Annotated in this window: 12 protein-coding genes; 10 read left to right on the forward strand and 2 right to left on the reverse strand. The window is 45.2% G+C overall.

Going from position 1 to position 14,365, the window contains the following annotated elements; all coding sequences use genetic code 11:
• Positions 1-23: 23 nt before the first annotated feature.
• From BVG16_RS15270 to BVG16_RS15285, 4 genes are read left to right on the forward strand one after another with little or no spacing between them, the layout of a single operon-like run.
• Positions 24-2,351: a xanthine dehydrogenase family protein molybdopterin-binding subunit gene (locus tag BVG16_RS15270; protein ID WP_078499527.1), complete on the forward strand. Its 2,328-nt coding sequence runs from the start codon at positions 24-26 to the stop codon at positions 2,349-2,351.
• Entirely contained in the window at positions 2,338-3,171 is an 834-nt protein-coding gene (locus tag BVG16_RS15275) for an FAD binding domain-containing protein (RefSeq protein WP_078499528.1), read from the forward strand. Before BVG16_RS15270 ends, BVG16_RS15275 begins: the two co-directional genes overlap by 14 nt.
• Before the next feature lie 3 nt (positions 3,172-3,174).
• A complete protein-coding gene (locus tag BVG16_RS15280; protein WP_078499529.1) occupies positions 3,175-3,675 on the forward strand; it encodes a (2Fe-2S)-binding protein in 501 nt (166 codons plus the stop codon).
• Between the two features lie 15 nt (positions 3,676-3,690).
• Positions 3,691-4,740, forward strand: a complete 1,050-nt coding sequence (locus tag BVG16_RS15285; protein ID WP_078499530.1) for an XdhC family protein — start codon at positions 3,691-3,693, stop codon at positions 4,738-4,740.
• A 75-nt stretch (positions 4,741-4,815) separates the two neighbouring features.
• Here the strand turns inward: BVG16_RS15285 and BVG16_RS15290 are convergent, their stop codons facing one another.
• Complete coding sequence (locus tag BVG16_RS15290) at positions 4,816-5,820, reverse strand: FUSC family protein (protein WP_144027394.1); 1,005 nt, start codon at positions 5,818-5,820, stop codon at positions 4,816-4,818.
• Positions 5,821-6,146: 326 nt separating this feature from the next.
• Here BVG16_RS15290 and BVG16_RS15295 point away from each other — a divergent pair, with 326 nt between their 5' ends.
• The gene (locus tag BVG16_RS15295) at positions 6,147-8,141 is read left to right on the forward strand and encodes a heavy metal translocating P-type ATPase (protein WP_078499531.1); all 1,995 of its coding nucleotides are present in this window, start codon (positions 6,147-6,149) and stop codon (positions 8,139-8,141) included.
• Between the two features lie 32 nt (positions 8,142-8,173).
• Here BVG16_RS15295 and BVG16_RS15300 read toward each other — a convergent pair whose 3' ends face one another.
• Positions 8,174-8,833, reverse strand: a complete 660-nt coding sequence (locus BVG16_RS15300; RefSeq protein ID WP_198957473.1) for a histidine phosphatase family protein — start codon at positions 8,831-8,833, stop codon at positions 8,174-8,176.
• 243 nt (positions 8,834-9,076) lie between these two features.
• Between BVG16_RS15300 and BVG16_RS15305 the strand changes: the two genes are divergently transcribed.
• The 5 genes from BVG16_RS15305 to BVG16_RS15330 all read left to right on the forward strand — a co-directional run bounded on the left by BVG16_RS15305 (position 9,077) and on the right by BVG16_RS15330 (position 14,206).
• Positions 9,077-9,535 (forward strand): hypothetical protein, encoded by a 459-nt coding sequence (locus BVG16_RS15305; protein ID WP_078499532.1) that lies wholly within the window; start codon positions 9,077-9,079, stop codon positions 9,533-9,535.
• A gap of 301 nt (positions 9,536-9,836) precedes the next feature.
• A complete protein-coding gene (locus BVG16_RS15310) occupies positions 9,837-10,232 on the forward strand; it encodes a hypothetical protein (RefSeq protein ID WP_078499533.1) in 396 nt (131 codons plus the stop codon).
• 35 nt (positions 10,233-10,267) lie between these two features.
• Positions 10,268-11,680 (forward strand): VWA domain-containing protein, encoded by a 1,413-nt coding sequence (locus BVG16_RS15315; protein WP_078499534.1) that lies wholly within the window; start codon positions 10,268-10,270, stop codon positions 11,678-11,680.
• A gap of 365 nt (positions 11,681-12,045) precedes the next feature.
• On the forward strand, positions 12,046-13,407 hold the full coding sequence (locus tag BVG16_RS15320) for an MFS transporter (protein ID WP_144027395.1): 1,362 nt from the start codon (positions 12,046-12,048) through the stop codon (positions 13,405-13,407).
• Between the two features lie 178 nt (positions 13,408-13,585).
• Positions 13,586-14,206, forward strand: coding sequence for a hypothetical protein (locus tag BVG16_RS15330; RefSeq protein ID WP_078499536.1), 621 nt, complete (start codon positions 13,586-13,588; stop codon positions 14,204-14,206).
• Positions 14,207-14,365 lie beyond the last annotated feature (159 nt).

The following is a 14,365-nucleotide window of genomic DNA, read 5'->3' on the forward strand; positions in this document are numbered from 1 at the left end:
GCTTGAAATAAAAGGTGGTGACCATGATACGCCAGGCGGTTGGAAAAAGCGTTCCGAGAAAGGAAACATGGGAAAAAGTTACAGGGACCGCTAAATATGTGGATGATATCTCAAGCCCGGGGCTTCTTCATGCCAAAATAGCTGTAAGTCCTCATGCTCATGCCAAAATAAAATCGATTGATTTGTCAGAGGCCTGGAAAATACCGGGCGTACGAGCCGTCATTACCGGAGAATACTTCCCGGTTTTGACGGGTTCACCATTAGCAGACCGACCTCCAATTGCAATGGATACAGTGAGGTATTATGGCGAACCTGTCGCCCTCGTTGTAGCGGATCAGGAATATATAGCAGAGATGGCATCTCTCCGGATCAACGTAGAATATGAGCTTTTACCGGTCGTCCATTCTCCACTTGAAGCCTATCAGCAAGATGCTCCAATCATTCATCAACATCTTGCTGCGTACAAGCGGCACGAAGAGGTGTATCCGGAGCCGGGAACAAACATCGCTAACCGAACCAAAATACGCAAAGGGAATATGGACGAAGGATGGAAGAATAGCGATCATACCATTGAAATCCGTGTAACTTTACCGCAATCGGATCACGCCGCAATGGAATTAAGATGCAGTAAAGCGGAGATTTTACCAGACGGCAAAGTGATCATATACTCCACTTCACAGTCACCCTATGTCATCCGACGGGCCATCAGCCAATCTTTTCAAATTCCGCTTCATAAAGTCATAGTCCATACTCCTTTGGTTGGAGGGAGCTTTGGTGGGAAATCTGCCATCCAGATGGAATATCTTGTTTTTTTGGCATCCCGTGCCGTTGGTGGAAGGGCTGTAAAACTGGCTAATTCTAGGGAGTTGGATATGATCTCTTCACCGGTTCATATTGGGTTAGATGCCCGCATCAAGCTTGGCTGTACCCATGAAGGGAACATTGTAGCTGCAGAAATTCTACATCTGTTTGATGGCGGTGCTTACTCGGATCGGGGAGTGGTTATGAGCCGGGCGGCAGCCGTCGATTGCACGGGCCCTTATCGTATCGATAACGTTCATTGCGATTCATTATGCATGTATACGAATCACCCCTATTCCACTTCATTTCGAGGCTTCGGGCACCCAGAGTTGACGTTGGCTATCGAAAGAGCAATGGATTTATTGGCGGATCAAGTCCATCTAGACCCTTTGGAGATTCGTTCTCGTAATGCGATTGGACCGGGGGATACGACACCGACACAAACCATCCTGGATCGTAGTAATGTGGGCGATTTACCGAAGTGCATTGCAAAATTGAAAACATTAATTCATTGGGATGACCAACCCATCAAACAAATCGATGGCCACCTCATCAAGGCAAAAGGGATATGCTGTTTCTGGAAAAATTCGAATACGCCTACAGACGCCGGAGCGGGAGCCATTGTGATATTTAATCCCGACGGAAGCGTCAATTTACTTTGCGGTGCAGTGGAAATTGGCCAAGGCACGCGGACGGCGCTTACTCAATTGTTGGCCGAACGGTTACGAATGGATGACCGGATGATTCAGATTTCTACGGGCGTGAATACCGAAACCGATCCCCAGCATTGGAAAACAGTGGCGAGCCGCAGCATGTTTTTAGTGGGCAATGCGGTTCTGAAGGCGGCTGATGATGCCATCGAACAGCTGAAAAATACAGCTTCAATTGTGCTCGGCTTCTCGCCAGCCGAGTTGAATGTCGGAGGAGGAAGGGTTTACTTCAAAAATCGTCCCGATATCGGAATAGAAGTTGAAAAACTCGTGAGTGGATACAAGTTCCCGAATGGAAATACAATCGGAGGCCAGGTGATCGGACGCGGTAGCTATGCGATGCCTAATTTAACACTGCTGGATCCTGAAACCGGTAAAGGGAATCCCGGTCCGGAGTGGACCGTAGGCGCACAGGCGGTAGAAGTGGAATTGAATACAAGGGAGTACACGTATAAAATCGTCAAAGCAGCGACGGTCATGGATGCTGGCAAGGTGATTAATCCAGAATTCGCCCGGAGCCAGGTCACAGGAGGCATGAGCATGGGGTTGAGTTTTGCTAGCCGTGAGGCTTTCCTGTTCGATCAAAGCGGCAGCATATTAAATACGCAACTTCGAACGTATAAGCTGATTCGGTATGGGGAACAACCGGAGTACTTGGTTGATTTCATCGAGACGCCATATTTGGAAGGGCCTTACGGATTACGCGGGATCGGTGAGCATGGCGTGATTGGCATGCCTGCAGCGCTCGCGAACAGCTTGTCGACTGCCGTTGGCGTGGCTATTAATCAGCTCCCTATAACGCCGGAATTGATCTGGAGGGCGGTTCATGATTCCGTTTGATTTTGAGTATTATAAACCTTCGTCCATTCTGGAGGCTGTGGAATTATTCCGGCATCTGCTTGCGCAAGGGAAGAACCCGGTGTATTTCTCCGGTGGAACGGAAATCATCACATGGGCCCGAATGAACGCCATTCATCCGGGAGCAGTAATTGATTTGAAATCGATTCCAGAGTGCAACGTCATGACTTTCCAGGAGAATAACCTCGTGATTGGATCTTGCGTCACGTTATCGGTTTTATCCGCGGTGAACCCCTTCCCGCTGCTCAGCGAAACGGTGATAGATGCCGCCGACCAAACGGCTCGCAATAAAATTACGATAGGGGGGAACATTTGCGGCAAAATATATTATAGGGAGGCCGTACTCCCGCTGCTGCTCACGAACAGTCGCATAGTCATAGCCGGACGAAGAGGCATGAAAGAGGTTTCGATTCATAAAGTTTTCTTCCAACAGATGAGATTGGAGAGCGGAGAATTTCTTGTGCAAATCATTACAGACCGTGGATATTTATCATTGCCGTTTGTTCATTTTAAAAAGCGGCAGATCGGTAATGTTGGCTATCCTCTCGTAACGTTGGCTGCACTGAAGAAAGATCATCAGATACGCACAGCGTATAGCGGCGTCTGCGCATTTCCTTTTCGCTCTATTGAAATCGAACAAGTGTTGAACGATCCCGCGTTATCCCGAGAGGAAAAAATAGAACAAGCAATCGTTAAGCTTCCGGCTCCAGTTCTGACGAATGCGGAAGGATCTGCCGATTATCGGAAATTCGTGCTTAAACAAACGATGTCTGAAGCCTTAAGCATGTTGGAAGGAGGGTAAAGAATGCCATCATACGTTCCTTCTTCGTATCCGATAGGTTTGCAAGTTAACGGCGAATGGAGAACGATCCGTGTCCGGGCTGCGGATACCCTATTATATGTTCTGCGAGAAAGTCTCGGACTAACAGGAAGCAAATCCGGCTGCGACAATGGCGATTGCGGAACTTGTACGATCTTAGTCAACGGACTGCCGATCAAATCGTGTATCATGCTCGCCGTGGAAGCTGATGGGCAGCATGTCACAACGATCGAAGGTTTGATCCATTCCCCGGTGCTGCAAGCCTTTGTTCAAAAACAGGCGTTCCAATGCGGTTACTGCACGCCCGGCTTTATTGTGAACTGTCATGGTTTGTTGAGTATTCATCCGGATGCAAATGAAGAAACGATCCGAATTTGGTTAGAATCCAATATTTGCAGGTGCATGTCCTATGAAGAAATTCATGAAGCAGTGAAGACCGTCTTTACGCCAAAAAACGCTGCGAAACCGACAGCCAACGGGAGTTGAAGGAGGAGGCCCGACTTGGAAGAAATTCATCGTATTCTGGAAGCTCTTCAATGTAACGACCAACGAAGCGTGCTTGCAACGATTATCCATGTGGAAGGGAGCGCCTACCTTAAAGAAGGTGCTTCCATGCTGTTTCTTGAGGACGGTTCACAAATCGGGCTACTAAGTGCAGGCTGCTTAGAGGCGGATCTTGCGGAACGTGTACCAGAAATATTGGAAACAGGCAAAGCCTGCGGTTTTGTATTCGATATGCAATCGTTGGACCCGATATCCTGGGGAGATGAATCAGGGTGCGGCGGTGTTATTCATGTGACCATGGAGCCCGTAGATGACGTATTTTTGAATCATTTATGTGCTTTAAAGGATTATCTGGATCATCAAATGAAGGTCATGATCATCAAAAAAATCAGCGCGGATCGATCGGTTTCCGATTATGCTTTCGTGGCTGAGAATCGACAGCTATTCGGAGCGTGGAGGGGAGGAATATCACAAGCTCTATTGGATTGGACAACGTCTAAGGAATCGCGAAGGAGCGGAATAAAGGTTATCTCCTCCATGCAAGAGCATGTCTTCGTCCATACCTATGATCCTAAACCGCGTTTGGTGATTTTTGGTGCGGGACAGGATGCGAGACCGCTTGCTGCATTTGCGGCAGCTACCGGTTTTTCCGTTATCGTCTCCGATTGGAGACCTGTTTTATGTGATCGATATTATTTTCCCGATGCGGATACTCTTCTGTTAGGGTTTCCTGAGGAGTCGGTAAACATGATAGATTTTACTTCTTCCGATTACGCAGTTGTGATGACCCATCATTTTAGGCGAGATCAGCAGCTGATTCGCTTTCTATCTGAGCGGCAGCTTTGCTATCTTGGCGTTTTGGGTTCGAAACATAGAACGGCACGCTTACTTAACGGCAATCCGATGCCGGTGAATTTGCACGCTCCTGTAGGAATCGCGATTGGGGCGGAAGGGCCAGTGGAAATCGCAGTGAGCATTCTCGCAGATTTAATACATACCTATCGAATAAATAAGAAGCGAGAAGCTGTTACCCATGAGGCAGAATAGCATCCATGGCATCTATTTAGCGGCTGGCCAAAGCACCCGAATGGGTTCGGATAAACTCCAATTGCCGCTAACGGGTTATTGGAAATCTTGAATGACTTGTTCGGCGTTCATATATAAAGCAAGCGGGTACTGATAGTTCTCCAAATGAGAAGGTGTTTTCATTTGCAGGGCGATAGCATCCGGTACAAAGGTGCTGTTGTCCGGATCATCTAATGTTTTTTTCCATCCCTTAATAAGCACTGCTAACGTGTTCAAATGATCAGCCCAAATCCGTTGTTCCTCTTTCGTAAAAGAGCTGCTGTCGGACCATTCCATTAAAACTCGTATCATGTCTGAAAGATTCGCATAGCCTAACCGAAGTTGATCCATTTGTCGGGTCACCTGATTTAAAGCTTTGCGTTTTTTTTGAGCAAGCAGGTTGTATTGCAAACTTTGGTTCGCTTTTTCTAATTCGGTTGTCGCTTGATGAAGTTCTTGGAACAAGGTTTGCAATTCTGCTTGCAACGTCTGAGCTACACTCGACGAACAACCGTGTTCTACCCATTGTGCAGTGTTATAAAAATGATTGGTCAAATGATCCGCGAAATGGATCATCTTTTTTTTGGCCTTATTCATGGAATCGGGGGGGAGTATCAGCATATGGATCAGAACCGCAACAGCAGCACCGATCATGGTATCGCGAATACGATCAATTGGATAGCTGGGCATCTTGCTCTGAAAGTACATAACCAATAAAATGCTGATAGCAATTTGGATCATAACGGCATGATCCCATTTCAAAAGCATAACGATAGCGGATCCAAGTAACAGCATAAGACCGATACTCCACCCGTTTAAGCCGATATAGGGTGCGATGGATGCAGTCAGCAAGACGCCGGCAATCGTACCTAGAATGCGCTGCCATGCAAATTGGATAGATTTGCTGACTGTGGCCTGGATGGACAATATGACTGTAAGCGGAGCCAAGTAAGGGTGGTTGGATCCTGCCCATTTGGCGATCTCCCACGATAGAGCTGAAGCTAATGGAATTTTCCACACTGCCCCATTATTATTGATGAAAATCATGATTTTACTTTTCAACTTATATAACCCCACTTTATGATCGTTCTAATTATTGTTGCCGCGGATAGAATCCGTTAATCAGTCCGTGACGAACTTAAGATCGTCAAATTTTTAGTTGGTATTACCTTTACAACAAAATTTTCCCAAAAATCGAAACCATACTTTATTTTTCAAAAGTATTAGATTATAATTATTATTGTAAAGTTGTTTATAGGCAAAAAAATTGAATGAAGTAAAAACGAGAACAATTCTCATTTCACATGCTGCTCCTTACCAGGAGCAGCATGTGCTGTTTTAAGGGTATTAATAATGGAATTCATTCTCAATGAGGAGGCGTATTTATTATGAGTTCATCAATTCATATGCCAGATGGCTGCGTCAAACAACAGGATATTCAACGTTCCAAAACAACAGACAAAGACAGAAAAGAATGGTTTGCCCGTTATGGGGAAGGTTTGGCAGCTATAGCAAGTGGAGTATTCATTGCCGTTGCATGGGGGATTGGAGGGGGTTCTCATCTTTGGTCGGTTTTCTTCTATTTGATCGCCTTTGCTGTGGGGGGATATGTGAAGGCCAAAGAAGGCTTGCACACGCTTATTGCAGATCGTGACCTGGATGTCAATTTGCTGATGCTCATCGCGGCGATTGGTGCAGCCAGTATAGGGTATTGGACAGAAGGTGCGGTACTTATTTTTATCTTTTCGCTCAGCGGAGCATTGGAAACCTATACCATGGATCGGAGCAGCCGCGATATATCCTCATTGATGGATTTGAAGCCTGAGACTGGTGTGCGATTCAATGATGGAGTAGAGACGACCGTTGCTATCGAAGATTTGATGGTTGGGGATATCGTGTTGGTCAAACCCGGAGAACGAATTCCGTCTGATGGTGTCGTGCTTGAAGGTTCTTCAGCCGTCAATCAATCTTCCATTACGGGCGAATCGGTTCCGGTGGACAAAAATGCAGGGGATGACGTGTTTGCTGGAACGTTGAACGGCCAAGGGGCTTTGTTCATTGAAGTAAGTCAATTAAGTGAATCCACATTGTTCGCGAAAATCATCCGTCTGGTTCAAGTAGCTCAAAGCGAGAAGCCTGCTTCTCAACTGTTTATGGAGAGGTTCGAACGCATCTATGCGAGGTCCATCATTTTGATTTCCTTGCTACTCATCGTTATTCCACCTTTTGTATTCCAAGCGTCATGGGATCAAACCTTTTACAAAGCGATGGTATTTTTAGTCGTCGCATCTCCCTGTGCACTCGTCGCTTCCATTATGCCAGCCATGCTATCAGCTATATCCACCTGCGCGAGAAAGGGACTCCTTTTTAAGGGAGGTGCACATCTTGAAAATCTTGCATCGATCAAGGCAATTGCATTTGACAAGACTGGAACGCTGACATCTGGCAAACCTGTTGTCACGAATATCCTTTCATTCCAAGGATTTGACGAAACCGAAATGCTGAGAATTGCAGCATCGATGGAGTGTTTGTCTGAGCACCCGTTAGCCAAAGCAATCGTGCTTGAAGCTCAGCTGCAGGGGCTGACACTTGATCGCCCATCTGATTTTCGTACACTTACGGGTTGGGGAATTCAAGCGCAATGGGAGGGAGACTTGTGGAAAATAGGCAAACCAGCATTACTGGATGATCGGTTTCGGACTGAAGAATTATCGGCAGTGATTGACAGATTGGAACATGAGGGGAAGACCGTAACGGTGATGCACAATTCACAGGGAGCTGTCGGTGTGATCGCTTTACGTGACAAAATCCGCTCCGAGGCAAAACATGCGGTCGCCATGCTTAAAGGGTTAGGTGTTCAAGTAGCCATGTTAACAGGAGATCAGACTCAAACAGCACATGCAATTGCGAAAGAACTGGAGATTGAATTGGTTTATGCCGATTTATTGCCAGAAGATAAGGTGAGTCGGATCAAGGAACTGAAGCAAGCTTACGGTAGTATTGCTATGGTAGGTGATGGCGTTAATGACGCTCCAGCTTTGGCAACGGCTACCGTGGGGATTGCGATGGGGGCAGGAAGCGACGCAGCGCTTGAAACAGCCGATCTCGTGTTAATGAATGATGATACAAGAAAGATTGCTGCAGCAATTGAACTTGGAAAACGAACAAAAACGGTCATCAAACAAAATATTCTTTTTGCGATGACGGTTATCATCCTGTTAATTGCAGCAAATTTTATTCAAGGTATTGCGCTTCCCTTAGGTGTGGTTGGGCATGAAGGAAGTACAATCCTAGTCATTCTTAACGCATTAAGACTATTGCATGAACGAGGCATTAACCGTCCTAGACGAGTAGGCGAATCATCATGTACTGACCAAGGATAAACGCATTAACCGGTTGTCTTTTGAGGTGCAAATTATCTACGATCAGTCAGGTTCGACCATTTCATAAACTCAATTAGACTTATTTTCATTATAAAATCATACCCTTTACCTGGTCCTTTCGGTTTAATAACGACTGCTCCCATATAAGGAATATCACCTAACGCTTCTCCAGTAGGAAAGCTGTGTCCAACAATGATAAAGTTGGTTCCTCGAGGAGGTTGCTTTTCAATGAGTTTTGAAAAAATTGAAAGGATATTTTGTTTTTGTTCATTGGTAATTTGAGTTTGGCTTAGCTTTGCGATATTTTGCAAAGATGGTTCTATTACTACGTTTTGCCTTCCAAATGCAATTTCGGCTGTTTCACGAGCACGACAATAGGGACTCGAAATAACTGGAAAATAAACTGGAATATTCATTTTGATAAAAATTTCCCCTAACAAGCTAGCCTGCTTTTTTCCATTCAAGCTTAGATTCCTTTGTGTATTACAATTATTTAGGTCTACAAAAGGTTGGTCTTCTCCGATTGTTGCCTCGCCATGACGAAAATACAGGATATATCCGCCTTTTTGAATATCATTAAAAATGGAGGAATCAACTGGATCAGGTGCTCTGACAGCACCCGCATAACCTGCTGAAATCCAAAGCCATAAGACGATGCTAACAATCAATATCATTATTTTTTTAGAAAGCATATGTACCATCCTTCCAAACCGATATGTTCATTATATTGCTTGAAATATTTATTAATATTCCAAATGATGAGCTTTAACTTGATCGTGGTAACGTGACATTTTCAACGAATTTACTAGAAACGACACCAAAATGCCCGAGGAACTCCGATGATTCTGATACCGAATTATGGAAATTCTGCAACTATTCTTATTTCCGAACGTCTATTGTTCGTTGAGCTATCATTCGGACTGGAGGACATATCCATGCAAGACGGAGATCAAATATATATCCCGCTGAATGGCGCCAACGAGGAGGACCGGGATTCCATCAATACGGTTTGCGATATTTTGAAGCAATTCGCTGCCAAGGGCGTTGAAGAGACATTGCCCACCGTATCCCTCGTGACGTTCTTCCATGGGATGGAAATCAGTTTTGTGGAAGGCGAGTATATCTCTATCTATAGAGCTGTCGGGGCCAAATTGGCTCTCGGTTCAGGGGAAGGAGGCAATACGGTCGTTTTGAACGATCTCCAAGCCGTCCAGGATTTTGAGCGTCTTAAAGTACTTCCTACCAAGTTGACCATCCGTCCCAACCCGGCACACTTTGGAGAAACGCTGCATTTCATAGGGAACAACGGGGATCCCGGGGAATCGACACCATTCATCGTATCTTGGGCGCCGATCGTCGACCACTATTCCAGTTCGGACACTGATCCATCGTAGATCATCTATACCGGAACGACAAAGTATGGCCGCTATGATGTCCAATTCGCGATGCCGGTTTACGGCAAAGCATCAGACGGTACCCTGAAGCCGATTCTACCGGGAAGAGGGATAATTAACATTTCGGGCAGCACCAGGGGAGGGGCAGGCAGCTCCTTCATCGAACTTCTGCCGGCGAACAAAATGAGATAGGGGGAATATTTTAAATTCGATATCGTACATTTGAGACACATGGTTTTATTTAGATTTGTTATACCGAGCTTGTGTCGACGAATATGGCGGAAAGGAATGTAAGTTATTGATGAAAAGTACAGTAGTAGGAACGATCGTTGTATTATTTACCGTTTCCTTGCTGGTTGGTTGTAATGATGCAAAAAAAACGGAAGCTGCAGAGTTGAAATTAGAGGGGAACTGGAAGCTTGTTGCCGGTTCCCAATCGCCAGCTTGCTTTTCCGAGATGAAATTTTTGAACAATCCATATTCCAAAAGGAGCCCTATATCTGCTCATGAAACAACGGACAACTTTACCCAAATATGGTTCGGTGATTACGAGAAAGAAGGAAACGATATTCGGGTTATATTGCACGAGCCCAAAGCAGAGCCTTTCATTATGGCCGCCGACCGCAACGGAAACGAATTAAAGCTTCAATACGAATGGAAATCAGCAGATTTAGTCTGCTCGTACCAGCCTGATTAAAAGGTATAAGAAGATTTTTAATTGGAGGTAAGTTGATGATACGAAGATCTATCTTTATATTTGTAACATTAATCGTAATCCTTGCTGGTTGTAGTAATGAACCGGAAAAGAATTCCTCAAAAATTCAGAACCCAACAGATTCAAATCAAAGTAATGAACCAGAAAAGAATAGTAATGAACCAGAAAAGAATAGTAATGAACCAGAAAAGAATACTTCAAAAATCCAGACCCCATCCGATTCAAATCAACGTAAACCTCAAACCCCCTTAACAGATGAACAAATATTAATGAAACCTCCAGGACGATTTGCGGGTTCTAACTTCGATGAACAGAAAGTTCAGGCGGTTCTGGATGAATTATCAACCGATTTGACAGCTGATCAATATGAGGAAGAACTACTCCTCCTATTGGCTGAAGACTATCGCCCTTACGTGTCCACTTTCCTTAATTTTGAATCCGAAGTTACAGTGAATAATCCACGACCTAATGAAAAGGTTACATTACCCTCAAGTAGGAAGCTACATATTTCAATCTTACTTGATGCCAGCGGCAGCATGAAAGCAACGATTAATGGAAAATCAAAAATGGATTCTGCAAAAGAAGCTATTCAGAGCTTCACGGATAAATTACCCAAAAATGCAGAAGTATCTTTACGGGTTTATGGACATAAAGGAACAGGAAGTCAGAAAGATAAACAAGTATCCTGTAACAGTACAGAAGAAATCTTTCATGGTCAAGGTGAGCAGACAAATCAAATAAAAACGGTACTTCAAGATATAAAACCAGCCGGATGGACACCAATTGCAAATGCTCTAAAATCTGTAAAACAAGATATTAATCCTGAGACAACCGATTCGATTGTATATGTGGTAAGTGACGGAATTGAAACATGTGGAGGTAATCCAGCACAGATTGCAAAAGAACTCCATCAATCAAAAGTTAAGACAATTGTGAATATTATTGGTTTTGATGTGGATAAAGAAGGACAAAAACTGCTTCGACAGGTTGCTGCATCTGGTGGTGGAGAATTTACTTTCGTTGATAATGACGAAGCACTGAAAAATTATCTGAATAAAACGTATGATAAATTACGAGGCGAGTGGACGATATGGAAAGAAAAAGGAGAAGGGCAGGCAAATATACAAAAAGAACAGAAACAGGGAACAATCAATAGCACTCAAGAAACAATGCAAGGTCTCGCGAACAAAGAAAATTCTAATCTGCTAGCAGCCCTTAAGTATCTAAAAACTAAAAAAGAGGATGATTTCCCCCATAGCGAGCTGTTAAAAAAGATTACTGAACGTAAGAATTTCGCATGGAATTATGCTCGCGATACAGGGAAGCGTTTGTACGCCGAAGTTTCTAAAAGTGGAAATCAGGTTTATGACGATATAAAGGATGAAGGAAATAAGAATATCGATGATTTGACTAATAAGAAAAATAATTAGCGGCTGAAGCGGAATGACTCGGTCATGCTTTTGAAAATGACGTGAACTGTCGCTTAAGGAGTTTACCAATCTCTCGCCAAGCAGGCGAGACGACCTGCTGGCGAAGAAATTGGATTAATTTCAATTCTATATTCCATATTTGAATGTGATTTTGTCCACGGCGATGAATGCTTGATTCAAGCTGTAATGAAGGAAGCGGAAGAGAAAATGGAGTGGCATCTTCAAAAAACGAAATTGGTGGACCTAGCCCAAAAGCAAATAAAAGTTTCACTTAATTATAGATATAAACAGTCTGTAATATCCGATTAATAGAAGATGAGCGCCATGATTTATCACAATAAATAGCCAAGGAGGCTTATTAATAAATGAGCAAAACACAAAAAGTTATGTCGGATAACCCAAATCAGGCGGATCTTTGGCAGAACTACAGCGATTCGCCGGAAAAACGGCAGAAGCTCCAGCGACGGACGTTGTTCATCGTCGTCCTTGCGCAAATTTTAGGCGGCGCGGGGCTTGCAGCAGGCGTCACCATTGGAGCGCTACTGGCACAAGACATGCTGGGGACGGACAGCTTTGCTGGCGTTCCCGCTGCACTCTTTACGCTTGGCTCGGCGGCTGCGGCACTTTTGATCGGACGGCTTTCACAACGTTTCGGCCGTCGCATGGGACTGGCGACAGGCTTCCTGACTGGCGGGATTGGCGCAGTCGGTGTCGTGCTTGCAGCCGTCATGTCGAGTATTCCGCTACTGTTTGTTTCATTGTTTATCTATGGTGCAGGCACAGCTTCCAACTTGCAGGCGCGGTATGCGGGCACCGATTTGGCCAAACCAACCCAGCGGGCAAAAGCGATCAGTATTATTATGACGTCTACCACGTTTGGGGCGGTTGCTGGTCCAAATCTAGTGGAGGTGATGGGACATTTTGCAGTTTCTATCGGTGTTCCCCCTTTGGCGGGGCCGTTCCTACTTGCAGCGGCCGCTTTTATTCTTGCAGGTTTGGTGCTCCTGGCTTTTCTCCGTCCCGATCCTTTCCTTGTGGCTAAAGCCATTGCACGGGCACAGCTTGCGAATCAACAGTCTGGTGTGGAAGAGGAGCAGCCACAGGTAAACAATAACCGCCGAAAAATTGTGGTTGGGGCGGCGGTCATGATTTTAACTCACGTCGTTATGGTCGCCATTATGACCATGACCCCGGTTCACATGAAGCATCACGGGCATGCATTAGGGGATGTCGGGCTAGTCATCGGTATTCATATCGCGGCCATGTATCTGCCTTCGTTTATAACTGGGATTTTAGTAGATAAGTGGGGAAGGACGGTTATGGCTTATTCCTCGGGCGTCACACTGCTATTATCTGGGCTAATGGCTGCCTGGGTACCGGCCGATTCCATGGTGCTTCTCATTATTGCGCTGGCGCTGCTTGGTCTTGGTTGGAACTTCGGCTTGATTAGTGGGACTGCGATCATCGTGGATGCATCGGCAGTGGCTACTCGTGCCAAAACGCAAGGGTCAATTGACGTTTTGATTGCTTTGACTGGCGCATCGGGCGGCGCACTGTCCGGTATGGTGGTTGCAAATTTCAGCTATGCCAGCCTCTCATTAGCCGGAGGGATTTTGTCCTTACTGCTAATCCCGGTGGTGATCTGGTCTCGCCGTCGACCAAGTGCTGGACAACGAAAGGAGAACCTGTCATTTGGACATCAAAAGTCAGTTGATAGGGACGTCTAGGTTTCGTGCAATTGATATGAAAGAGCTTGTTTGGGAAGCTGTGAATAATGCAGCGCATATCCAAGAGGCGATAGCAATATATATGCATACTATAGCAAATGAACTTGACTCAAACTCGCTAACGAAAAGATTAAGGGAAACTATTTTTCTAGAAATCAATTGAAAGGGGGCTTCATGTATGTCACAAAACGTCATTCCCAGAGTTGCTGTACGCAGTACGGCTTTCGGAGTTCTCTTCATGGCGTTTTTCGGTACTTTGTGGGCGGGGATTGGAATTGGCGGACTACAGGGATGGGGGTTCCTCTGGCTTTTGATCCTATCTCTAATGATCGGCATCATGCTTCTTATTGGCGGAATGATATTGATAAAGGCATCCAGGGGATTATCGAATGAGATGTCGGAAGCGGATGCCCGTCGCTCGAAGCGAGTGGGTATGTGGTTCAGTGTTATTTACGGTCTAGAAGGCGCGTTGATCGGTGCTGCAAGCGCAATCTGCGACGCAACCAATCACTTTGATTTGTTTTTTCCTGTGATGGGCCTTATTGTCGGCGCTCATTTCTTTCCTCTTGCGCATCTTTTCCGGGTCAGGACCCATTATATTGCGGGTTCGCTCCTGTGCCTGCTTGCGGCAATCACTTTGCTTATGGTGCCCGCGAGAGTTACCCTAGGGCATCATCAAATTGTGGCATGGTGGACATCTGTCGGCTTTGGCTCAGCCCTGATATTATGGGGAACAGGGGCAGCAGTTTGGCTTACAGGCCTTAGGCTACTGAAAAGGGCCCGGAATGGATTCAAATGAATTCATATCGAATCGCAAGGCGGAGACGACCCCGATTTGTTGTTGGGGTTTGTCTCCTTTTTTGTATTCATTTTTGCTCATGGTTCCGAGGTTTCCCGGTTTTTTATCGACATAATCATCAAGATTTGAGACCAGAGCCTTTTGCCACATTTTGTAAAA

Source organism: Paenibacillus selenitireducens (genome assembly GCF_002021565.1).
In the GTDB taxonomy this organism is placed as follows: Bacteria; Bacillota; Bacilli; order Paenibacillales; family Paenibacillaceae; genus Paenibacillus_K; species Paenibacillus_K selenitireducens.

Excerpts from the sequence above, each read along its gene's own strand:
- BVG16_RS15270 (WP_078499527.1), top strand. The coding sequence starts at position 24 with ATGATACGCCAGGCGGTTGGAAAAAGCGTTCCGAGAAAGGAAACATGG.
- BVG16_RS15275 (WP_078499528.1), top strand. The coding sequence starts at position 2,338 with ATGATTCCGTTTGATTTTGAGTATTATAAACCTTCGTCCATTCTGGAG.
- BVG16_RS15280 (WP_078499529.1), top strand. The coding sequence starts at position 3,175 with ATGCCATCATACGTTCCTTCTTCGTATCCGATAGGTTTGCAAGTTAAC.
- BVG16_RS15295 (WP_078499531.1), top strand. The coding sequence starts at position 6,147 with ATGAGTTCATCAATTCATATGCCAGATGGCTGCGTCAAACAACAGGAT.
- BVG16_RS15300 (WP_198957473.1), bottom strand. The coding sequence starts at position 8,833 with ATGCTTTCTAAAAAAATAATGATATTGATTGTTAGCATCGTCTTATGG.
- BVG16_RS15305 (WP_078499532.1), top strand. The coding sequence starts at position 9,077 with ATGCAAGACGGAGATCAAATATATATCCCGCTGAATGGCGCCAACGAG.
- BVG16_RS15310 (WP_078499533.1), top strand. The coding sequence starts at position 9,837 with ATGAAAAGTACAGTAGTAGGAACGATCGTTGTATTATTTACCGTTTCC.
- BVG16_RS15315 (WP_078499534.1), top strand. The coding sequence starts at position 10,268 with ATGATACGAAGATCTATCTTTATATTTGTAACATTAATCGTAATCCTT.
- BVG16_RS15320 (WP_144027395.1), top strand. The coding sequence starts at position 12,046 with ATGAGCAAAACACAAAAAGTTATGTCGGATAACCCAAATCAGGCGGAT.
- BVG16_RS15330 (WP_078499536.1), top strand. The coding sequence starts at position 13,586 with ATGTCACAAAACGTCATTCCCAGAGTTGCTGTACGCAGTACGGCTTTC.